This window comes from Streptomyces sp. NPDC043746 (genome assembly GCF_056436485.1).
This window is the reverse complement of record NZ_JBWKCM010000019.1, coordinates 123793-143904: the sequence shown is the minus strand read 5'-3', so window position 1 is coordinate 143904 and position 20112 is coordinate 123793. Positions and strand designations below refer to the sequence as shown.

Below are 20112 nucleotides of genomic sequence, written 5' to 3'. Positions count from 1 at the left end.
ACGTGCACGCCGAGACCTCCGGCGTCGCGCACTTCGCGTACGACGACGAGGAGACCTGCATCGCCGAGGTCCGCTACCTCCTGTCGATGCTCCCCCAGAACAACCGGGAACTTCCGCCGGTCGTCGCGCCGGACGGACCCGCCGACCGCCCCACCCCGGCCCTGCTCGACCTCGTCCCCGCCGACGCCGTCCGCTCGTACGACGTACGGGCCGTGATCGAGGAACTCGTCGACGACGGGGAGCACATGGAGGTGCACGCCCACTGGGCCGCCAACCTGGTGTGCGCCCTCGCCCGGCTGGACGGCCGGGTCGTCGGCATCGTCGCCAACCAGCCCTCCGTGATGGCAGGTGTCCTGGACATCGACGCCTCGGAGAAGGGAGCCCGCTTCGTCCAGTTCTGTGACGCCTTCAACATCCCGATCCTCACGCTCGTAGACGTCCCCGGCTTCCTCCCCGGCGTCGGCCAGGAACACGGCGGCGTCATCAGAAGGGGCGCGAAACTGCTCTACGCCTACTGCAACGCCACCGTCCCCCGGGTCAGCCTGATCCTGCGGAAGGCCTACGGAGGCGCGTACATCGTCATGGACTCCCAGTCCATCGGGGCCGACCTCACCTACGCCTGGCCCACCAACGAGATCGCGGTCATGGGCGCCGAGGGCGCAGCCAACGTGATCTTCCGCAAGCAGATCGCGGCCGCTCAGGACCCCGAGGCGGAACGCCTGCAGAAGATCAAGGAGTACCGGACCGAACTCATGCACCCCTACTACGCGGTCGAGCGCGGCCTCGTCGACGACGTCATCGACCCCGCCGAGACCCGCGGGGCGCTCGTCCGCGCGCTGGACATGCTCAGCGTCAAGCACGCCGAACTCCCCGTACGCAAACACGGAAATCCGCCGCAGTGACGACGGCGCCCGCCGGGCGCCGATCCCGAGGAGCCGACCATGACCCGACCCATCACCCGGGAGACCGCACACGAGACCACCGTCCGCGCGCCGGCCGGGCGGCTCTACGAACTGATCGCCGACGTCGGCGGCTGGCCCGCGATCTTCCCCCCCTCCGTCCACGCCGACCACCTGGAGCGGGGCGACACCGAGGAGCGCATCCGCCTCTGGGCCACCGTCGACGGTGAGGTCAAGCAGTGGACCTCCCGCCGCACGCTGGACCGGGCGGGCCTGCGCGTCGACTTCCGGCAGGAGACGCCGAGTCCGCCGATGGCCTCCATGGGCGGCGCCTGGATCATCGAGCCCACCGGACCGGGGGAGTGCACGGTACGCCTCCTCCACGACTTCCGGGCCGTCGGCGACGACCCCGGGACGCTCGGCCGGATCGACCGAGCCGTCGACGCCAACAGCCGCGCCGAACTCGACGCCCTCAAGCGGCATGCCGAGCGGGGCTCCGACGGCGGCGAGCACGACACCTTCCTCACCTTCGAGGACACCGTGCGCCTCGAAGGCCACGTCAAGGACGTCTACGCCTTCATCGACCAGGCCCAGCACTGGGCCGAACGGCTGCCCCACGTGACGGCGGTCTCGCTCCGGGACGCCGGCCCCGGCATCCAGATCCTCGCCATGGACACCCTCACCCGGGACGGCCGCCCGCACACCACCGAATCGGTGCGCGTCTGCGTGCCGTACGAGCGGATCGTCTACAAGCAGACCACCTTGCCCCCGCTGATGGCCGTGCACACCGGCGAGTGGCGCTTCCAGGAGGACGGCGCCGACGCCACCCTCGTCACCTCGCGCCACACCGCCGTGGTCGAACCCCGCGCCGTCACCCAGGTCCTCGGTGAGGCCGCCGACCTGGCGACGGCGCGCGGCTTCCTCCGCGAGGCGCTGGGTGCCAACAGTCTGGCCACGCTGCGGCACGCCGGAGCGTACGCCGCCGCACGCGGCTGACCGCGCCGGAGACCGGTCCCCTTCCGAACACCACTCGCAGAAGGATCACCATGACCACCTACGTCTGGGACTACCTCCCGGAGTACGAGAACGAACGCGACGACCTCATCGACGCGGTGGACACCGTTTTCCGCTCCGGCCGCCTGGTCCTCGGCGCGTCCGTCCAGGGCTTCGAGAGCGAGTTCGCCGCCTACCACGGCCTCGCCCACTGCACGGGCGTCGACAACGGCACCAACGCCGTGAAGCTCGGCCTCCAGGCCCTCGGGGTCGGACCCGGCGACGAGGTCATCACCGTCTCCAACACCGCCGCACCCACCGTCCTCGCCATCGACGGCACCGGAGCCACGCCCGTGTTCGTGGACATCCGCGAAGAGGACTTCCTCATGGACACCGACCAGGTCGCCGCGGCCCTCACCCCCCGGACCAAGGCCCTGCTGCCCGTCCACCTCTACGGCCAGTGCGTGGACATGGCCCCGCTGGAGGACCTCGCCCGGCGGCACGGCCTGAGGATCCTGGAGGACTGCGCCCAGTCGCACGGCGCCCACCACCACGGCCGGACGGCCGGCACGATGGGGGACGCCGCCGCCTTCTCCTTCTACCCGACCAAGGTCCTCGGAGCCTACGGCGACGGCGGAGCGGTCGTCACGGACGACCCGGAGGTCGACGCCGACCTGCGACGGCTGCGCTACTACGGCATGGCCGACACCTACTACGTCGTCCAGACCCCCGGCCACAACTCCCGCCTCGACGAGGTGCAGGCCGAGATCCTGCGGCGCAAGCTCCGCCGCCTCGACACCTACATCGAGGGACGCCGGACGGTCGCCCGCCGCTACCAGGAGGGCCTGGCCGACCTCGTCGCACCGGACGGACTCCGGCTCCCCCGCGTCACCGACGGCAACGACCACGTCTACTACGTCTACGTCGTCCGCCACCCGCGCCGCGACGAGATCATCGAGCGGCTGAAGGGCTACGGCATCTCGCTGAACATCAGCTACCCCTGGCCGGTGCACACGATGAGCGGCTTCCGCCACCTCGGGTACGGCGAGGGCTCGCTGCCGGTGACCGAGCGGCTGGCCGGTGAGATCTTCTCCCTCCCCATGTACCCCTCGCTCTCCGAGGACGTCCAGGACAAGGTGATCTCCGCGCTGCGGGAGGTTCTCACCGAGGGGATCCGGTCATGAAGGCCCTGGTGCTGTCCGGTGGAGCGGGCACCCGTCTGCGCCCCTTCAGCTACTCGATGCCCAAGCAGCTCATCCCCATCGCCAACAAGCCCGTCCTCGAACACGTCCTGGAGAACATCCGGGCGGTGGGCGTCACCGAGGTCGGGGTCGTCGTCGGGGACCGGGCCGACGAGATCGCTGCGGTCATCGGTGACGGATCCGGCCTGGGGCTGCGCATCACCCTGATCCCCCAGGAGAAGCCGCTCGGCCTCGCCCACTGCGTGGCCCTGGCCCGGCCCTTCCTCGGCGACGACGACTTCGTGATGTACCTCGGCGACAACATGCTCCCCGGCGGCGTCGCGGGCATCGCCGCCGACTTCGCCGCCCGTCGGCCCGACGCCCAGGTCGTCGTCCACAAGGTGCGCGACCCCCGCGCCTTCGGGGTGGCCGAACTCGCCCCCGACGGGCGGGTGCTGCGGCTCGTGGAGAAGCCCGAACACCCCAGGAGCGACCTGGCGCTCATCGGTGTGTACTTCTTCACCCCCGCCGTCCACGACGCCGTCGCCGCCATCGCCCCCGGGGCGCGCGGCGAACTGGAGATCACCGACGCCATCCAGTGGCTCGTCACCCATGGCTCGCGCGTCACCGCGAGCGAGTACGACGGGTACTGGAAGGACACCGGCCAGGCCGACGACGTCCTCGCCTGCAACCGGGCGATGCTCGGGGAGCAGACCGCCCGGATCGACGGCGAGGTCGACGCGGCCAGCGTGGTGGCCGGCCGCGTCGTGATCGAGGCGGGAGCCCGGCTGGTGGGCTCCACGGTCGCCGGGCCCGCCGTCATCGGCTCGGGCACCGTGATCGCCAACAGCACGGTCGGGCCCCACACCTCGATCGGCCGCGACTGCCTGCTGCGCGACACGACCCTCACCGACTCGATCGTCATGGACGGCGCCTCCATCACCGCCGTGACGGGCCTGCGCTCCTCGCTGATCGGCCGCAACGCCGTCGTCGGAGCGGGCGCCGAGGGCGACGGCCACCGCCTGGTGATCGGGGACCACACCCACATCGAGGTGGCGGCATGAGACTGCTCGTCACCGGCGGCGCCGGATTCATCGGCTCCCACTACGTGCGCACCATGCTGGCGGGCGGCTACCCCGGCTGCGAGGACGCACGGATCACCGTCGTCGACAGCCTCAGCTACGCCGGCAACCGGGACAACCTCCCGGCCGCCCATCCCCGCCTGGACTTCGTGCACGGCGACGTCTGCGACCTCCCCCTCCTGCTCGACGTGTTCCCCGGCCACGACGCCCTGGTCCACTTCGCCGCCGAGTCCCACGTCGACCGCTCGGTGGCGTCCGCGGCCGAGTTCGTCCGTACCAACGTGGGCGGCACCCAGACGGTCCTCGACGCCTGCGTGGAGACCGGGATCGACCGGGTCGTCCACGTCTCGACCGACGAGGTGTACGGGTCGATCGAGACAGGCTCCTGGACGGAGAGCCGGCCGCTGCTGCCCAACTCCCCGTACGCGGCGTCGAAGGCGGGCGCCGACCTGGTGGCCCGCTCCTACTGGCGCACCCACCGCCTCGGCGTCTCGATCACCCGCTGCTCGAACAACTACGGCCCCCATCAGCACCCCGAGAAACTCGTTCCGTTGTTCGTCACCAACCTCCTGGAGGGCCTGCCCCTGCCGCTCTACGGGGACGGCCGCAACATCCGTGAATGGCTGCACGTCGACGACCACTGCCGGGCGATCCAACTGGTCCTCACCCACGGCGGGGCGGGCGAGATCTACAACGTCGGCGGCGGCAACGAGACCACCAACCTGGGCCTCACCCGGCGGCTCGTCGAGCTGTGCGGCGCCGACGAGTCCATGATCCGGCGGGTGGCCGACCGCAAGGGCCACGACCTGCGCTACGCCCTGGACGACACCAAGATCCGTGAACAGCTCGGCTACGAGCCGCTCGTCCCCTTCGACGAAGGTCTGGAGGCCACGGTCGCCTGGTACCGCGACAACCCCCGCTGGTGGAAGCCGGTGAAACACCGGGACCGGAACACCCCCGGCCGGGCGACCGCCCCGTGACCGGCCGCGCGGACACCACCCGCCGCACCACGGGCCCCCGGACCGCCCCCGCGCCGACGGCACTGCGCCGCCGCGTGCACTCCGGCCTCTCCCGGCGCCTCGGCCGGTCCGCCGCCGCCCCGGAGGGCGCCCTGCTCCGGACGGACCAGGTCACCGACTGGCTGGCGGAGCGCCGACGGGCGCACCGGTTCCGGGTCGACCGCATCCCCTTCGCCGAGCTGGACGGCTGGTCGTTCGCGCCGGGCACCGGGAACCTCGCCCACCGCAGCGGCCGGTTCTTCTCGGTCGAGGGCGTTGACGTCACGATCGCCGGGGGGCCCGTCCCGCACTGGCAGCAGCCCATCATCCGCCAGCCCGAGGTCGGCATCCTCGGCATCCTGGCCAAGGAGTTCGACGGGGTCCTGCACTTCCTGATGCAGGCCAAGATGGAGCCGGGCAACCGGAACCTGCTCCAGCTCTCCCCGACCGTCCAGGCCACCCGCAGCAACTACACCAAGGTGCACAACGGCGCGGACGTGCGCTACCTGGAGCACTTCACCGGCCGGGGCCGAGGGCGGGTGCTCGCCGACGTCCTGCAGTCCGAACACGGCTCCTGGTTCCTCCGCAAGGCCAACCGGAACGTCCTCGTGGAGACCGATGAGGAGGTGCCGGTCCACGAGGACTTCCGCTGGCTGACCCTCGGCCAGATCGGCCGACTGCTCCGCCTCGACAACCTCGTCAACATGGACTCCCGTACGGTCCTCGCGGGGCTGCCGGCCCTCTCGGCCGAGCACTCCCTCGCCCGTGCGCTCCACACCGATCCCGAACTGCTCTCCTGGATCACCGTCCAGCGCGCCCGGCACGAGGTCCGGGTGGACGCGCTGCCGCTGGCCGAGGTGGCGGACTGGTACCGCACCCCCACCACGATCGAGCGCGCCGACGGCCGCTACTTCCGGGTGGTGGCGGTAGCCGTCGAGGCCGGGAACCGGGAGGTGACCGGCTGGACCCAGCCGCTCGTCGAACCGACCGGGCGGGGCGTGACGGCGTTCCTCACCCGGCGCTTCGACGGCGTACGCCATCTCCTGGTCCACGCACGTGTGGAGGCGGGGCTGCTCGACGTACTGGAGCTGGCCCCCACCGTCCAGTGCGTACCGGAGAACTACGCCCACCTCGCCCCCGCCCACCGGCCGCCGTATCTCGACGAGATCCTCACCGCCGGCCCCGGGCGCATCCTGTACGAGGCGGTCCACGCCGAGGAGGGCGGCCGGTTCCTCAACGCCGAGAGCCGCTATCTCGTCGTGGAGGCCGACCCCGCGGCTCCGACCGAACCGCCCGAGGGCTACCTCTGGATCACCCCGGGACAGCTCGGCACCCTCGCCCAGCACGCGCGTTACGTCAACGTCCAGGCGCGCACCCTGCTCGCCTGCCTGAACTCCGGTGCCGTAGAGGCGTTCTGACCCATCGTGCCCGGCACCGCCCACCGCCACCGACGCACCGAGGACGGACATGTACGGAAACGACTCCGCCGAACTCTACGATCTCCTGCACAGCGCCCGGGGCAAGAACTTCGAGGGCGAGGCCGCCGCCGTCGCCGCCCTGGTCGACGACCGCAAGCCCGACGCCGCCTCCCTCCTCGACATCGCCTGCGGTACCGGTGCCCATCTCGCCCGGTTCGCCGCACGGTTCACCCATGTCGAGGGCGTGGAACTCTCCGAGCCGATGATCGACCTGGCCCGTGCCAGGCTCCCCGGAGTCCCGCTCACCCTCGCGGACATGCGCGACTTCGACCTCGGGCGCCGCTTCGACGCCGCCGTCTGCCTCTTCGGTTCCCTCGGGTACGTGGGCTCGGCCGACGAACTCGACTCCGCCCTGCGCTCCTTCGCCCGCCACCTCAACCCCGGCGGCGTCCTCGTCGTGGAACCCTGGTGGGCCCCGGAAACGTTCACCCCCGGGCACGTCTCCGCCGACGTGGTCGAGGCCGACGGGACCCGGGTGGCCCGGGTCTCGCACGCCTCGCTCGCCACTCCGGCCGGTGACGCCTCCCTGATGCGCGTCCACTACGTCGTGGCCCACCCCGACCACGGGATACGGCACTTCGCCGAGGACCACGTGTGTCGGCTCTTCGACACCGCACGGTACGAGGCCGCCTTCACGGCGGCGGGCCTCGCCTTCGAGCGGGTCGAGAGCCCGGTGTCGGCCCGCGGCTTCCTCGTCGGAGTACGCAAGTGACGGCCGGGGCGCCCGCGGCCCCGGGGGCTCGGCCCGGTAGGCGCGTCATGGTCCTCGGCGGCACGGGCTTCGTGGGGCGGACCGTCTGCGCCGACTTCCGCGCCGGGGGCTGGGACGTCCTGGCGGTGGCCCGCAGCGAGCCCGTCCGGCCCGTCGCGGCGCGGTTCCTCCCGCTCGACCTGGCCGAGACACCGCCGGACGGCCTCGCACGCGTCCTGGCGTCCGAGCGCCCCGACGTGGTCGTCAACGCCACCGGGAGCATCTGGAGCCGGGACGACGACGCCATGCACCGCATCTGCACCGTCCCCGCGCTCCGGCTCCTCGACGCCCTCGCCACCCTGCCGCGCCGTCCCCGCCTGGTCCACCTCGGCTCCGTACTCGAATACGGTCCGGTGCCGTCCGGTGGCGGGCCCCGCACCGGCCCGGCAACGGAGCCGGTGACTCCGTACGGAAAGGCGAAGCTCGCCGCCTCGCGCGCCGTCCTGGAGGCGGCGGCGAACGGCTCGGTGCGCGCCCTGGTGCTCCGCCTCGCCAATGTGTCGGGGGTCGGCGCCCCCGAGTCCAGCCTGCTCGGTGCGGTGGCCCGGCAACTCGTCGCAGGCTCGGCCGGCACCGGGCCGGTCACGGTGGAGCTCGCCCCGCTGCGGGCCCACCGCGACTACGTCGACGTACGGGACGTGTCGGCGGCCGTGCTCGCGGCGGCGCTCTCCTCCGCCAGTGGCCGGGCCCTGGACATCGGACGCGGCGAAGCCGTGCCCGTACGGCTCCTCGTCGACCTGCTCGTACGGGTGAGCGGCGTGCCCGCCCGCATCGTCGAACGTCCGGGGGAGCCGGGCTCCGCGCCCGGGCGGGACTGGATCCGGGCGGACCCCGCCCCGGCCCGCGAGGTCCTCGGCTGGCAACCGGGCCGGAGCCTCATGGAGTCGCTCGCCGCCTACTGGGCCGAGGTCGGCCGCCGGGCGGTCGCGTGAGCGGAGCCGGGGTCCGTGCCGCCCGTCAGGCCGTCGTGCGGAACCCGCGGCGGTGCCAGAGCAGCGGCGGGGAGTCCCCGTCGAGGAGCACCTCGGTCGGCTGCCCGACCAGCAGGTCGTGGTCGCCGACCCGCAGCCGGTCCGCGACCGAGCAGCGGAACGCCGCGTGCGCGTCCGGGACGAACGGCAGCCGTGAGCCGGGCCAGTTCGCGATGGACTGACCGGCGAACCGGTCGATGCCCCGGGTGGCGAACCGGCCGGCCAGCTCCCGGTGCTGCTCGCCGAGCACGTTGACGACGAACGCGGACGCGGCGGCGAACGCCGCGGCGCAACTGGAGGTCCGGGCGATGCCGACCACGACGAGCGGCGGGGAGAGGGAGGCGGAGATGACCGAACTGGCCGTCAGCCCCCACCGGCGCCCCTCCTCGTCCGCCGTCGTCACGAGCGTGAGCGGCGAGGCGAGCAGGGACAGCGCGTCCTTGAAGGTCTCCGTGTCCCGTACGGGTCTGATGTCCGCGCGCACGGTCACGAGGATCCTCCCCGCAGGGGCGTCCGTCGGCCGGGCCGGCCGTGGGCCACCCTCATGCCGCGCCTCCGCCTTCCGGGGCGGACCCGGCACGGCCGGTCCGAACGCCGTCTGCCCCGAGGGTCTCCCGATCGACCGCCGCCAGTGCGTCGAGGACCGCGCGGTGCCGCAGGTCGCGCTCCCGGCACAGCTGCGGGTAGGTCGTGCCGCCGAAGAGGCGCTCGGCCTCCGAGCCGAGGGCGTCGATCGTCTCCTGCGTCATCCGGGGGGACCCCAGCTCGGCCCAGCTCTTCTCCAGGCCCGTGCCGAGGTGCCCGAGCCACTTCCGCAGACCGCCCTCACCGCCCCCGAGGTGGAAGGCGTGGAACGGCCCGATCGTGGACCACCGCAGACCGATCGACTGCGTGACCACGGTGTCCAGCTCCTCCATCGACACCACACCCTCGCGGACGAGGTGGATGCTCTCCCGGAGCAGCGCGGACTGGAGCCGGTTCGCGACGAGCCGGGCGACCGGCCGACGGAGCACGACGGGCGTGCGGCCCACCGCGCGGTAGAAGCCGACCGCCTCCGCCACCGCCGCCGGGTCGGTCCGCTCACCGCCGGCCACCTCCACCAGCGGCACGAGGTGCGGGGAGTTGAAGGGGTGGCCGACGACCAGTCGGCCGGAGTCCTTCATCCGCTCGCCCATGGCGTCGGGCAGCAGCGTGGAGGTCGACGACAGCAACAGGGCGTGCTCCGGGGCCGCTTCACCGACGGTACGGAACAACTCCTGCTTCAGGGCCAGGTCCTCCGGGGCGTTCTCCTGCACGACATCGGCGTCCGCGACCGCGCGCGCCACGTCGGGCTCGAAGGCCACCCGCGCCAGCAGCTCCTCGGGATCCAGGTCGGCCCCGTCGGGCAGGGTCGGCACGAACGTCCGCAGACCCCGCAGGACGATGCTCCGTGCCTCGGGGCGGCGACTGTTCACCCGCACGTCCAGCCCGTTGCCGAGGAACAGAGTGATCCACCCGAGGCCGATGGTCCCCGCGCCGATCACCGCCACGGTAGGCCGGCCGGTTCCACTCATCGTCAGGTTCTCCTGTTCCCGTGCCGCTGCGTGCGTTTTCGCACGACGCCATGGTCGGCCGCCGTGCTCGACAAAAGCTCGACGCGCGCTCGACGGCGCACAACCGCCCTGGACCAGTGGCACCCGTCCGCCTGCCCGGAACCGACCGGAAACGAGAAGTCAGAGGTCATCCAGTGAAATTCCATCTTCTCGGCCCCTTCGAGATCACCACGGAGAACGGCCGATCCATCCTCCCGCCCACCCCCAAGGCCAGCCAGGTCCTGGCCCTCCTGCTCACCCGGCCCAAGGAGATCGTGCCGGTCGACGCCCTCATCCAGGAGCTGTGGGCCGAGAACCCCCCGCGCAGCGCCCTGACGACCCTGCAGACGTACGTCTACCACCTGCGGAAGATCCTGGTCGGCGAGGGCCTCGCCGGAGCCGGTGAACCGATCCTGATCACCCGCAGTCCCGGGTACCTCATCGACCCGACCGGCCACGGCCTGGACACCCGGGAGTTCGAGGAACTCGTGAAGTCCGGCCGCCGGGCCGCAGACCGGGGCCATCTCGAACTGGCCGCCCGCATCCTGGGCGACGCCCTGGACATGTGGACCGGCCCCGCCCTGGCGAACCTCTCCACCGGCCGGGTCCTCAACGGCTTCACGATGTACCTGGAGGAGCTGCGGGTGCGCGCCGTGGAACGGCGCATCGAGGCGCTGAAGCAGCTGGGGAACGAGCGCGACCTCATCCCCGAACTGTGCGCCCTCAGCCAGCAGTACCCGCTCAACGAGTGGTTCCACGCCCAGCTCATCGACGCCCTCAACAACTGCGGCCGCCGCGCGGAGGCCCTCAAGGTCTACCGGGACCTCTGGCGCTCCCTCGACGACGAGCTGGGCATCGAGCCGTCCCCCGATGTGCAACGGCTGCACCACGAGGTACTGAACCCGGTCGCGCGCTCCGGTCGCGCGGCCTGACGAAGGGAGAACCATGTCCACCGAACGAGTCCGCGAAGGGCTGTACAGCCGTGTGCAGCAGTTCCACGCGGAGCAGATGCAGGCGCTCGACAGCGGCCGGTTCGAGGAGTACGCAGACACGTTCACCGAGGACGGCGAGTTCCGCCACTCGCCCGGCCGGCCCGCCGCACGCACCCGGGCCGGCATCGCCAAGGAGCTGACGGCCTTCCACCAGGAGCGCTTCGCCGGTGAGGCCGTGCAGCGCCGTCACTGGTTCACCATGCTGAACGTCCAGGAGCAGGCCGACGGCACGATCCACGCCACCTTCTACGTCCTGGCGCTGCTGATCCGGCCGGGCGAGCGCGTCCCCGAGATCGCCCCGAGCTGCCTGGTCCGGGACGTGCTGGTCGAGGAGGGCGGGCGGCTGCTCACCCGGTCCCGCCGGGTCGAGCACGACCACGTACCCGAGGCATGAACCGCCCCGCCTCCCCGACCCGCCCGCTCGTCCCCGCCCCCTTTCGCCCGACGGAGGAATGCCATGCGCGCTGTCCGGATCCACGAGTACGGCGGCCCCGAGGTGCTGCGTACCGAAGAAGTGCCGATACCCGAACCGGGGCCCGGCCAGGTGCTGATCGAGGCCGAGGCGGTCTCGGTGGGCTTCGCCCAGACCCAGATGCGGCGGAACATCTTCCCCGCCCCCATGTGGCGGCCCGAGTTCCCCGTGACGCTCGGAGGCGACGTCGTCGGTGACGTCGTCGCCGTGGGGCCCGGCGTGACCGGCATCGCGACCGGCGACCGCGTCGGCGCCTTCACGCTGCACGGCGCGTACGCCGAGTACGTCGCCGTCGACGCGGACACCGTGCTCCCCGTGCCCGCCGCGCTCGACGCGGTCCAGGCGACAGCGCTCCCCGCCCCCGGGCCCATCGCCATGGGCACGATGGGGACGGCTGCCCTGGCCTCCGGCGAGAGCGTCCTCGTACACGCCGCGTCCGGAGGCATCGGCCACCTCGCGGTCCAACTGGCCCGGCTCGCCGGGGCGGGGACGGTGATCGCCACCGCCGGCACTCCCGAGAAGTGCGCCTACGCCCGTTCCCTCGGCGCGGACGCCGCCATCGACTACAGCCGGGCCGACTGGCCGGACGCGGTGCGCGAGGCCACCGACGGCCGGGGTGTCGACGTGATCCTCGACAGCGTCGGCGGCGACGTGCTCCGGCAGGGCATCGGCCTCCTCGCCCCCTTCGGCAGACTCGTCTTCTACGGTTCGGCGGGCGGTGGCCTCGGTATTCCCGCCATCTCGCCCATGGAGCTCATCGGGATGCGGTTCCTCACCGGGTTCGCCCTGTCCGCGTGGCGGAGCGCGCGGCCCGCGCAGTACCGCGCCGACCACGCCACGCTCACCGCGCAGCTGCTCGCCGGAACCGTCCGGCAGACCGTACACACGGTGCTGCCCCTGGAGGACGTCGGCAAGGCGCACGAGATCATCGAGAGCCGGGCCCACCTGGGACGCATCGTGCTCCTCACCGGTCGCGGCGCCCGGACCACCGGGGGTGCGGCATGAGGGTCCTCTTCGTCGCGGGCCCCAGCCCGGCGACCGTCTTCGGGCTCGCCGCCCTCGCCGTCGCCGTGCGCCAGGCGGGACACCAGGTGATCGTCGCCGGTACGGAGGAACTCGTCCCGCACATCACCGCGATCGGCCTCCCCGGCGCGGCGGTCACCCGGCGCACCTGGCAGGGGCTGATCACCACGGACCGGTCCGGTGCGGCCGTCCCCCGGATGCCCCGGGGGCTCACGCCCGAACGCGTCCACCACGGCGGCTGGTTCGGCCGGCTGGCGGCGGAGAGCCTGGACGGCCTGCGGGAACTGGCCGCACGCTGGCGCCCGGACCTGGTCGTCGGCGGCAGCATGTCGTACGCGGCTCCGCTGCTCACGGCCCACCTCAAAGTCCCGTACGTCCGCCAGGCCTGGGACCTGTACGACACCCGGGGCGTCGATCCCTACGCGGCCGAGGAACTCCGCCCCGAACTCGACGCGCTGGGGCTCGACGGGCTTCCGGCGCCGGCCCTCCGCGTCGATGTGTGCCCGCCCGGTCTGCGGCCCCCGGACGCCGACCCGGCCCAGCCGATGCGGTGGATCCCGTACAACCGGCAGGAACCGCTCGAACCCTGGATGTACACCCGGGGCGACCGGCCGCGGGTGTGCGTGACCTCCGGCAGCCGCGAGACGGAGGCCAACCGGGACTTCCTCGGCCGACTGGTCGCGGACCTCGCCGCCTTCGACGCGGAGATCCTCGTCGCGGCGCCCGAGGAGGCCACCGCCCGGCTGCGGGCATCCGTCGGCCGGGTGCGGATCGGCTGGATGCCGCTCGACGTCGTGGCCTCGACCTGCGACCTCGTCGTCCACCACGGCGGGGGAGTCACCGGGATGACGGCGCTCGGCGCCGGGGCGGCCCAACTCCTGCTGCCCCGCTGGGACATCTTCGCCTCCACGATGCGCCGCACGGCCGAACAGGGGGCGGCACGCGTCCTCTTCCCCGAGGAAGCGACTCCGCAGGCCGTGCTCTCGGCGTGCCGGGTGCTCCTGGAGGAGCCCGGGTACCGCAAGCGGGCCGGTGAGATCGCCGCCGAGATCGCCGCCCTTCCCGCACCGGCGGAGGTGGTGGGAGCCCTGGAGCGGCTCGCGGTCTGACACCGCTGGAGGCGGACACGCGCCGGCAACGCCGCCGGGGGCGGTCCGGGATCTCCCGTGACCGCCCCCGGAGGGCACCGCGCCTGGCGTCAGGTGACGTTCGTCGAGCTGAACACGACCGGGGCGGCCGGGTCGGCGTAGCACTGGAAGGGGTCCCACTGCTCGTTCTCCGGGTGCATCCGGTTCCACCCGAAGGAGCGGTCGGTGAAGCTGGAACCGCCCGGCGCGGTCGTGACGGTGCCCGCCGAGGAGGGCGCGCGCAGCTTGACCTCCAGGGTGGGCAGGTCGAACTGGACACCGCCCGGAATGCTGTCGGGCGAGGTGACGACGAACTCGGCGCCACGGCGCTCGACATGGAAGGAGGCCGCGCCGAGGTTACTGCCCCCGACCAGCCGGTAGCCCAGGACCTGGGCCCCGGGCGACACCTTGTACGCGACCTCGATGTCGGTCAGCTCCTTGTTGTACTCGCCGAGCGCCAGGATGGGCGCGGGGTCGAACGACACCTTGAACGCGGCGCCGACGGCGACCTGCGCCGGTGCGGTGGTGGAGAAGCCCCGGGAGTACCCGTTGATCGGGAACCACTCACCGTCGTAGCGGCTCTGGCACACATAGCCGACGGTCGACGCGGTGCTCGTGCCGGGGGAGGTGGCGCCGGCCGGGGACGAGGCGCCCAGCAGGGCGGCGGCCGCCGAGACGCTCAGGGCGACGGCGATCCCCGCCGCGTTCTTCTTCTTCATGGTGCGTGTGGCCTCTCTTGCTGTGGTGCGAGGGACCCTGCTCCACGACGGAGAACAGGGCGGCCGGTGGGGTCGGCGAGACGAAAGCATCGTCAGACCGCTCGAAGGGCCCTCGTCGCCGGGTCGAGCGGAACTCGAAGATCCGGTCAGCCTCCGCCCACGGTCGCTTCGAGCAGGCTTCGAACGGCCTTCGAGACCTCGGCGCGAACGTCTGCCGGGAGGGACGCCCTCACCGGCCCCCGGCACACCGCCCGTACCGCACACCTCTTGGAGGCTCCCATGACTCAGGCGAACGGCCGCGTGGCCGTGGTCACCGGCGCGACCAGCGGCATCGGATGGGAGATCGCCGTCCGGCTGGCCGAGACCGGCCACCGGGTCTACCTCTGCGCCCGGTCGGCCGAGCGGCTGGCCGAGGCCGTCAAGGAGCTTCAGGAGCGCGGGTACGACGTCGACGGCAGCACCTGTGACGTGGCCGACCCGGAGCAGATCACGGCGTTCGTCACCGCCGCCGTCGCCCGCTACGGTCCCATCGACATCCTGGTCAACAACGCCGGCCGCAGCGGTGGCGGGATCACCGCCGACGTCACGGACGAGCTCTGGCTCGATGTCGTCAACACCAACCTCAACAGCGTCTTCCGGATGACGAAGGCGGTGCTCACCGCCGGCGGCATGCAGGCGAAGAGGTACGGCCGCATCGTCAACATCGCCTCGACCGGCGGCAAGCAGGGCGTTCTGCACGGCGCCCCCTACTCGGCCTCCAAGCACGGTGTCGTCGGCCTGACGAAGGCCTGGGGTCTGGAGCTGGCCAAGTCCGGCATCACCGTCAACGCCGTCTGCCCCGGCTTCGTCGAGACCCCCATGGCGGAGAAGGTCCGCACGCACTACGCCGGCATCTGGGGGACCACGGAGGAGGAGGCGTTCGAGCGGGTCACCGCACGCGTGCCGATCGGCCGGTACGTCGAGCCCTCCGAGGTCGCCGCGATGGTCGAGTACCTCGTCGGCGACCGAGCCGCCGCGGTCACCGCCCAGGCCCTCAACGTCTGCGGCGGCCTCGGCAACTACTGACCGGACGCCCTCCACGAACATCCCAGGGAGCCCCATGCCCGTCACCCGGCCGACATCGCTGTCCCAGGACGCCGTGCGCGAGGCCGCCGAGGCGGCCGCCAAGTACGCGGTGGTCTCCGAGTCCGACCGCAGGCTGCCGACGGAGGTCGTCGCTCCGGTCCTGGCCGCCGGATTCGCCCGTCACTTCGTCCCCGTCCGCTGGGGCGGTTCGGCCGGCACCTTCCGCGCACTGCTGCCCGCAGTCGCCACGATCGGTGAGAGCTGCGCCTCGGCGGCCTGGTTCGCCTCGCTCGCCGCGAGCGTCGGCCGGCTCGCCGCCCATCTGCCGCCCGAGGGCCAGGCGGAACTCTGGCAGGACCGGCCCGACACCCCGATCGTGGGGGCGCTCGCCGCCTCCGGAACCGCCGAGCGGACCCCCGGCGGCTGGCGCGTCAGCGGCCAGTGGCCGTACGTCAGCGGGGTCGACTCCTCCGCGTGGGCGCTGGTCTGCGCCCGGGCTGCCGACGGGGAGCGCGGGGAGCCGCGCTTCTTCGCGGTGCCCCGCTCCGCCTACGGTCTCGGGGACTCCTGGTTCAACGTCGGCCTCCGCGGCACGGGCAGCAACACCCTGGTCCTGGACGGTGCCACCGTTCCCGAAGCGCGCTCCGTCGCCCTCGCGGACCTCCTCGCGGGCCGGGCGCCCGCCGCCGAGGCACCGTGCCACCGGCTCCCCATGAAGGCGGCCAACGGCCTGACCCTCGCGGCCCCCCTGCTCGGCGCCGCCCGCGGCGCCCTGCGCCAGTGGTCCGGCCTGGCCCGCGGGAAGCTCGTGGGGCCGGCCGCCGCGATCACCGGCACCGCCGACCGGACCCCGTACGAGCTCACCCTGGCCCGGTCCGACGGCGAGATCGACGCGGCGGCCCTGCTGCTCGACCGAGTGGCAAAGGTCCTGGACCAGGGCACGGTGGACCCCGTCCTGACGGCGCGTAACGGACGCGACTGCGCCCTGGCCGCCGAGACGCTCGCCGGTGCCGTGGACCGTCTCCTGCGGTCCTCGGGCAGCAGGGGCCAGAGCGACTCCGAGCCGCTCCAGCGGTTCTGGCGGGACGTCCACGCGGGAGCGGGCCACAGCGGCCTGCAGTTTCCGCCGGTGGCGAGCGCCCTGGTCCGCGCCACAAAGGCTCTCGACGCCCCCTGACCCGGACGCACGCCCCGTGACGGACGCCTACGCCCCATGCCCGGCCGCCCCACCCGAACCGGGGGAATCCCTCCGTACCGCAGAACAAGAAGGGAACACGCACTCGATGTCGTGCATCCAGCGAACGACGGCAGGTCCCGAGGGACCCGCCCGGTCCCGCTACCCGGCGCAGGGCTCCCGATGAGCCGCCGCGTCGTCGTCACGGGGCTGGGCGTGCGGGCTCCGGGCGGCCCCGGGGCGGAGCGATTCTGGGACCTGCTCAGCTCCGGCCGGACCGCCACCCGCTCGATCACCTCGTTCGACGCCTCCTCCTGCCGCTCCCAGGTGGCGGGCGAGATCGACTTCGACCCGGTGGCCGAGGGGCTCTCCCCTCGGCAGATCCGACGCATGGACCGTGCCGCGCAGTTCGCCGTGGTCTGCGCGCGCGAAGCCGTCGCCGACAGCGGGCTCTCCTTCGAGGGGGTCCGCCCCGAGCGGATCGGCGTCAGCGTCGGCAGCGCGGTCGCGGCGGCGATGTCCCTGGAGAGCGAGTACCGGGTGCTCTCCGACCAGGGCCGGGAATGGGAGATCGACCCCTCCTACCTGAGCCCCCACATGTTCGACCACATGGTGCCCAGCATCATCGGCGCCGAGGTCGCCTGGACCGTCGGCGCCGAGGGCCCGGTCACCGTGGTCTCGGACGGCTGCACCTCCGGGCTCGACTCGGTCGGCTACGCCTGCCGGCTCATCCAGGAGGGCTCCGCCGACGTGATGCTGACCGGTGCCACCGACACCCCCCTCACTCCCATCGTCGCCGCCTGCTTCGACGCCATCAAGGCGACCACCCCGCGCAACGACGACGCGGAACACGCCTCCCGGCCCTTCGACCTCTCCCGCAACGGCTTCGTCCTCGCGGAGGGTGCCGCGATGTTCGTCCTGGAGGAGTACGGGAGCGCGGTACGACGGGGAGCCCGGATCTACGCCGAGATCAGCGGGTACGCCACCCGGCTCAACGCCTACCACATGACAGGGCTCAAGACCGACGGGCGGGAGATGGCCGAGGCGATCCGCGTGGCCCTCGACGAGTCCCGGATGGACCCCACCGACGTCGACTACGTCAACGCCCACGGCTCGGGGACCAAGCAGAACGACCGCCACGAGACGGCCGCCTTCAAGCGGAGCCTCGGCGAGCACGCCTATGCCGTCCCCGTCAGCTCCATCAAGTCGATGGTCGGCCACTCGCTCGGGGCCATCGGCTCCATCGAGATCGCGGCCAGCCTCCTCGCCCTGACCCACCAGGTCGTCCCGCCCACGGCCAACCTCCATACTCCCGACCCGGAGTGCGACCTCGACTACGTCCCGCTGACCGCCCGCGAGGCGAAGCTGCGCAGCGTCCTCACCGTGGGAAGCGGCTTCGGCGGATTCCAGAGCGCCATGGTGCTCCGACGACCCGAGGAGGCGGCGGCATGAGCGCCCGAGCCCTGATCACCGGCATCGGCGTGGTGGCCCCCAATGGCCTGGGCGCCAAGGAGTACTGGAACGCCACGCTCGAAGGGCGCGCCGGCATCGCCCCGCTGACCCGCTTCGACGCCTCCCGCTACGCCTCCCGGCTGGCCGGCCAGGTCCTCGACTTCGACCCTGCCGACCTCCTGCCCAACCGCCTGCTTCCGCAGACCGACGTCTCCACCCGGCTGGCCCTGGTCGCCGCCGAACAGGCCCTGGCCGACGGCGGGGTCGACCCGGCCGCACTCGTCGACTTCGACCTCGGCGTCATCACCGCCAATGCCTCCGGCGGCTTCGCCTTCACCCACCGGGAGTTCGCCAATCTCTGGTCCAAGGGGCCGGAGTTCGTGAGCGTGTACGAGTCGTTCGCCTGGTTCTACGCGGTCAACACCGGACAGGTGTCCATCCGGCACCAACTGCGCGGCCCGGGAGCGGCCCTGGTCGCGGACCAGGCGGGCGGCCTGGACGCGCTGGGCCACGCCCGCCGATCCCTCAGGCTCGGCACCCCCCTCGTCGTCACCGGCGGTGTCGACTCGGCCCTGGACCCGTGGGGCTGGGCCGCGCACCTGTCGGGCGGGCTGGTCAGCGACAGCGACGACCCGGACCGCGCCTACCTTCCCTTCGACACCGCGGCACGGGGCCATGTGCCCGGTGAGGGCGGCGCGTTCCTCATCATGGAGGACGAGGAGGGCGCCCGGCGCCGGGGCATGGACCGCTGTTACGGCGAACTCGCCGGCTACGCGGCCACCTTCGACCCACCGCCCGGCTCGGGGCGGCCCCCGGCCCTCCGCCGCGCCGCGGAATCGGCGATCGCGGACGCCGGTCTCACACCCGCGGACATCGGTGTCGTCTTCGCCGACGCCGCCGGCACGGCCGCCCTGGACCAGAGCGAGGCCGAGGCGATCACCGCGGTCTTCGGGGCGCACGGCGTGCCGGTCGCGGCTCCCAAGGTGCTGACGGGACGACTCCTCGCGGGCGGGGGACCGCTGGACGTGGTGGCGGCGCTCCTCGCCCTGCGGGACGGGCTGATCCCCGCCGTACCGTACGAGGGCGAGACGCCCGCCGCGTACGGTCTCGACCTGGTGCGCGGCACGCCCCGGCCCACCTCGGCGCGCGCGGTGCTGGTGCTCGCACGGGGCCGCTGGGGCTTCAACTCCGCTGTCGTGGTCAAGGCGGCCGACCGTGGCTGATGGCACCCCCCGCCTGGTCGAGGTGGCCGACGGTGTCCACGCCTACCTCCAGCCCGACGGCGGGTGGTGCCTGAACAACGCGGGCGTGATCGTCTCGGACGAGGGGGCCGTCGTCGTCGACACCGCGGCCACCGAGCGCCGGGCGCTGCTGCTGAAGGAGCACGTCGACGCGCTCGCGCCGACGCCGCGCCGGACGGTGGTCAACACCCACTTCCACGGCGACCACACCTTCGGCAACGGGGTCTTCGGCCCGGACGCCACCGTGGTCGGCCACGCGCTCACCCGGACCGACATGGCCGAGACCGGGCTCGCGCTGACCGCCCTGTGGCCGGACGTGGAGTGGGGCCGTGTCGAGGTCGTCCTGCCCGACATCACGTACTCCGGCGCCCTGACCCTGCATGTCGGCGGCCGACGTGTGGAGCTTCTGCACCTCGGCCCCGCCCACACCCGCAGTGACACGGTGGTCTGGCTGCCGCAGGAGAGGGTCCTGTTCACCGGGGACATCGTGATGCCGGGGTGCACGCCCTTCGTCCTGATGGGTACGGTGCGGGGCTCCCTGGAGACCCTGCGGCGGCTGCGGGCGCTGGAGCCCGTCACCGTCGTGGGAGGCCACGGCCCGCTCGCGGGCCCGGAGGCCTTCGACGCCACCGAGGAGTACCTGCGCTGGCTGCGGAAGGTCGCGGCCGAAGGGGCGGCGGCGGGGCTCACCGCCCTGGAGACGGCCCGGTCGTGCGACCTCGGCCCCTTCGCGGGACTACTCGACCCCGAGCGTCTCGTGGGCAACCTGCACCGCGCCCGGCAGGAGCTGTCGGACGACTCCGCGTCGGTCGCCCCGCTGGACGTCGTCGAGGTGTTCGGCGAGATGGTCGCCTATCACGGTCGCCTCCCGGACTGCCACGCGTGACGTCGCCGCCCTGACGCCGACCGGTTGTCGGGGCGTC

Annotated in this window: 20 protein-coding genes; 17 read left to right on the top strand and 3 right to left on the bottom strand. The window is 72.8% G+C overall.

What is annotated here, in order from left to right; translation table 11 throughout:
- The 8 genes from AC0682_RS21065 to AC0682_RS21030 all read left to right on the top strand — a co-directional run.
- Window positions 1–902 (top strand): acyl-CoA carboxylase subunit beta (locus AC0682_RS21065; RefSeq protein WP_478534574.1); only part of this gene is annotated, 902 nt, incomplete at its 5' end.
- A 39-nt stretch (window positions 903–941) separates the two neighbouring features.
- Window positions 942–1895, top strand: coding sequence for an aromatase/cyclase (locus AC0682_RS21060; RefSeq protein WP_478534573.1), 954 nt, complete (start codon window positions 942–944; stop codon window positions 1893–1895).
- A 50-nt stretch (window positions 1896–1945) separates the two neighbouring features.
- Complete coding sequence (locus tag AC0682_RS21055) at window positions 1946–3076, top strand: DegT/DnrJ/EryC1/StrS family aminotransferase (RefSeq protein WP_478534571.1); 1131 nt, start codon at window positions 1946–1948, stop codon at window positions 3074–3076.
- On the top strand, window positions 3073–4137 hold the full coding sequence (locus tag AC0682_RS21050; protein ID WP_478534570.1) for a glucose-1-phosphate thymidylyltransferase: 1065 nt from the start codon (window positions 3073–3075) through the stop codon (window positions 4135–4137). The genes AC0682_RS21055 and AC0682_RS21050 overlap by 4 nt, the downstream gene beginning before the upstream one ends.
- Window positions 4134–5135: a dTDP-glucose 4,6-dehydratase gene (rfbB, locus tag AC0682_RS21045; RefSeq protein ID WP_478534568.1), complete on the top strand. Its 1002-nt coding sequence runs from the start codon at window positions 4134–4136 to the stop codon at window positions 5133–5135. The genes AC0682_RS21050 and rfbB overlap by 4 nt, the downstream gene beginning before the upstream one ends.
- A 74-nt stretch (window positions 5136–5209) precedes the next feature.
- A complete protein-coding gene (locus AC0682_RS21040; RefSeq protein ID WP_478534581.1) occupies window positions 5210–6571 on the top strand; it encodes an NDP-hexose 2,3-dehydratase family protein in 1362 nt (453 codons plus the stop codon).
- 49 nt (window positions 6572–6620) lie between these two features.
- The gene (locus AC0682_RS21035) at window positions 6621–7343 is read left to right on the top strand and encodes a class I SAM-dependent methyltransferase (protein ID WP_478534566.1); all 723 of its coding nucleotides are present in this window, start codon (window positions 6621–6623) and stop codon (window positions 7341–7343) included.
- A gap of 47 nt (window positions 7344–7390) precedes the next feature.
- Entirely contained in the window at window positions 7391–8314 is a 924-nt protein-coding gene (locus AC0682_RS21030; RefSeq protein ID WP_478534564.1) for an NAD-dependent epimerase/dehydratase family protein, read from the top strand.
- 25 nt (window positions 8315–8339) lie between these two features.
- Here the strand turns inward: AC0682_RS21030 and AC0682_RS21025 are convergent, their stop codons facing one another.
- Window positions 8340–8843, bottom strand: coding sequence for a flavin reductase family protein (locus AC0682_RS21025; protein ID WP_478534562.1), 504 nt, complete (start codon window positions 8841–8843; stop codon window positions 8340–8342).
- 52 nt (window positions 8844–8895) lie between these two features.
- The gene (locus AC0682_RS21020) at window positions 8896–9906 is read right to left on the bottom strand and encodes a 3-hydroxyacyl-CoA dehydrogenase NAD-binding domain-containing protein (protein ID WP_478534560.1); all 1011 of its coding nucleotides are present in this window, start codon (window positions 9904–9906) and stop codon (window positions 8896–8898) included.
- 173 nt (window positions 9907–10079) lie between these two features.
- Here AC0682_RS21020 and AC0682_RS21015 point away from each other — a divergent pair, with 173 nt between their 5' ends.
- The 4 genes from AC0682_RS21015 to AC0682_RS21000 all read left to right on the top strand — a co-directional run bounded on the left by AC0682_RS21015 (window position 10080) and on the right by AC0682_RS21000 (window position 13520).
- Window positions 10080–10856: an AfsR/SARP family transcriptional regulator gene (locus tag AC0682_RS21015; RefSeq protein ID WP_478534558.1), complete on the top strand. Its 777-nt coding sequence runs from the start codon at window positions 10080–10082 to the stop codon at window positions 10854–10856.
- A gap of 13 nt (window positions 10857–10869) precedes the next feature.
- Window positions 10870–11310, top strand: coding sequence for a nuclear transport factor 2 family protein (locus AC0682_RS21010; protein WP_478534556.1), 441 nt, complete (start codon window positions 10870–10872; stop codon window positions 11308–11310).
- 63 nt (window positions 11311–11373) lie between these two features.
- Window positions 11374–12393 carry a quinone oxidoreductase family protein gene (locus AC0682_RS21005; protein ID WP_478534554.1) on the top strand — a complete coding sequence of 340 codons (1020 nt, stop codon included), beginning with the start codon at window positions 11374–11376 and terminating at the stop codon, window positions 12391–12393.
- The gene (locus AC0682_RS21000; protein ID WP_478534552.1) at window positions 12390–13520 is read left to right on the top strand and encodes a nucleotide disphospho-sugar-binding domain-containing protein; all 1131 of its coding nucleotides are present in this window, start codon (window positions 12390–12392) and stop codon (window positions 13518–13520) included. Before AC0682_RS21005 ends, AC0682_RS21000 begins: the two co-directional genes overlap by 4 nt.
- Window positions 13521–13609: 89 nt before the next feature.
- Here AC0682_RS21000 and AC0682_RS20995 read toward each other — a convergent pair whose 3' ends face one another.
- Entirely contained in the window at window positions 13610–14257 is a 648-nt protein-coding gene (locus tag AC0682_RS20995) for a hypothetical protein (protein WP_478534550.1), read from the bottom strand.
- Between the two features lie 279 nt (window positions 14258–14536).
- Between AC0682_RS20995 and fabG the strand changes: the two genes are divergently transcribed.
- The 5 genes from fabG (at window position 14537) to AC0682_RS20970 (ending at window position 20075) form a co-directional block, all read left to right on the top strand.
- The gene (fabG, locus tag AC0682_RS20990) at window positions 14537–15322 is read left to right on the top strand and encodes a 3-oxoacyl-ACP reductase FabG (RefSeq protein ID WP_478534548.1); all 786 of its coding nucleotides are present in this window, start codon (window positions 14537–14539) and stop codon (window positions 15320–15322) included.
- A gap of 34 nt (window positions 15323–15356) precedes the next feature.
- Window positions 15357–16499, top strand: coding sequence for an acyl-CoA dehydrogenase family protein (locus AC0682_RS20985; protein WP_478534547.1), 1143 nt, complete (start codon window positions 15357–15359; stop codon window positions 16497–16499).
- 180 nt (window positions 16500–16679) lie between these two features.
- Window positions 16680–17948 (top strand): beta-ketoacyl-[acyl-carrier-protein] synthase family protein, encoded by a 1269-nt coding sequence (locus tag AC0682_RS20980; protein ID WP_478534546.1) that lies wholly within the window; start codon window positions 16680–16682, stop codon window positions 17946–17948.
- Window positions 17945–19171 (top strand): ketosynthase chain-length factor, encoded by a 1227-nt coding sequence (locus AC0682_RS20975; protein WP_478534545.1) that lies wholly within the window; start codon window positions 17945–17947, stop codon window positions 19169–19171. The genes AC0682_RS20980 and AC0682_RS20975 overlap by 4 nt, the downstream gene beginning before the upstream one ends.
- A complete protein-coding gene (locus AC0682_RS20970; protein ID WP_478534543.1) occupies window positions 19164–20075 on the top strand; it encodes an MBL fold metallo-hydrolase in 912 nt (303 codons plus the stop codon). The genes AC0682_RS20975 and AC0682_RS20970 overlap by 8 nt, the downstream gene beginning before the upstream one ends.
- Window positions 20076–20112 lie beyond the last annotated feature (37 nt).

Excerpts from the sequence above, each read along its gene's own strand:
- AC0682_RS21050 (WP_478534570.1), top strand. The coding sequence starts at position 3,073 with ATGAAGGCCCTGGTGCTGTCCGGTGGAGCGGGCACCCGTCTGCGCCCC.
- AC0682_RS21035 (WP_478534566.1), top strand. The coding sequence starts at position 6,621 with ATGTACGGAAACGACTCCGCCGAACTCTACGATCTCCTGCACAGCGCC.
- rfbB (WP_478534568.1), top strand. The coding sequence starts at position 4,134 with ATGAGACTGCTCGTCACCGGCGGCGCCGGATTCATCGGCTCCCACTAC.
- AC0682_RS21030 (WP_478534564.1), top strand. The coding sequence starts at position 7,391 with ATGGTCCTCGGCGGCACGGGCTTCGTGGGGCGGACCGTCTGCGCCGAC.
- AC0682_RS21010 (WP_478534556.1), top strand. The coding sequence starts at position 10,870 with ATGTCCACCGAACGAGTCCGCGAAGGGCTGTACAGCCGTGTGCAGCAG.
- fabG (WP_478534548.1), top strand. The coding sequence starts at position 14,537 with ATGACTCAGGCGAACGGCCGCGTGGCCGTGGTCACCGGCGCGACCAGC.
- AC0682_RS20995 (WP_478534550.1), bottom strand. The coding sequence starts at position 14,257 with ATGAAGAAGAAGAACGCGGCGGGGATCGCCGTCGCCCTGAGCGTCTCG.
- AC0682_RS21000 (WP_478534552.1), top strand. The coding sequence starts at position 12,390 with ATGAGGGTCCTCTTCGTCGCGGGCCCCAGCCCGGCGACCGTCTTCGGG.
- AC0682_RS21005 (WP_478534554.1), top strand. The coding sequence starts at position 11,374 with ATGCGCGCTGTCCGGATCCACGAGTACGGCGGCCCCGAGGTGCTGCGT.
- AC0682_RS20975 (WP_478534545.1), top strand. The coding sequence starts at position 17,945 with ATGAGCGCCCGAGCCCTGATCACCGGCATCGGCGTGGTGGCCCCCAAT.
- AC0682_RS21060 (WP_478534573.1), top strand. The coding sequence starts at position 942 with ATGACCCGACCCATCACCCGGGAGACCGCACACGAGACCACCGTCCGC.
- AC0682_RS20980 (WP_478534546.1), top strand. The coding sequence starts at position 16,680 with ATGAGCCGCCGCGTCGTCGTCACGGGGCTGGGCGTGCGGGCTCCGGGC.
- AC0682_RS21055 (WP_478534571.1), top strand. The coding sequence starts at position 1,946 with ATGACCACCTACGTCTGGGACTACCTCCCGGAGTACGAGAACGAACGC.
- AC0682_RS21020 (WP_478534560.1), bottom strand. The coding sequence starts at position 9,906 with ATGAGTGGAACCGGCCGGCCTACCGTGGCGGTGATCGGCGCGGGGACC.
- AC0682_RS20985 (WP_478534547.1), top strand. The coding sequence starts at position 15,357 with ATGCCCGTCACCCGGCCGACATCGCTGTCCCAGGACGCCGTGCGCGAG.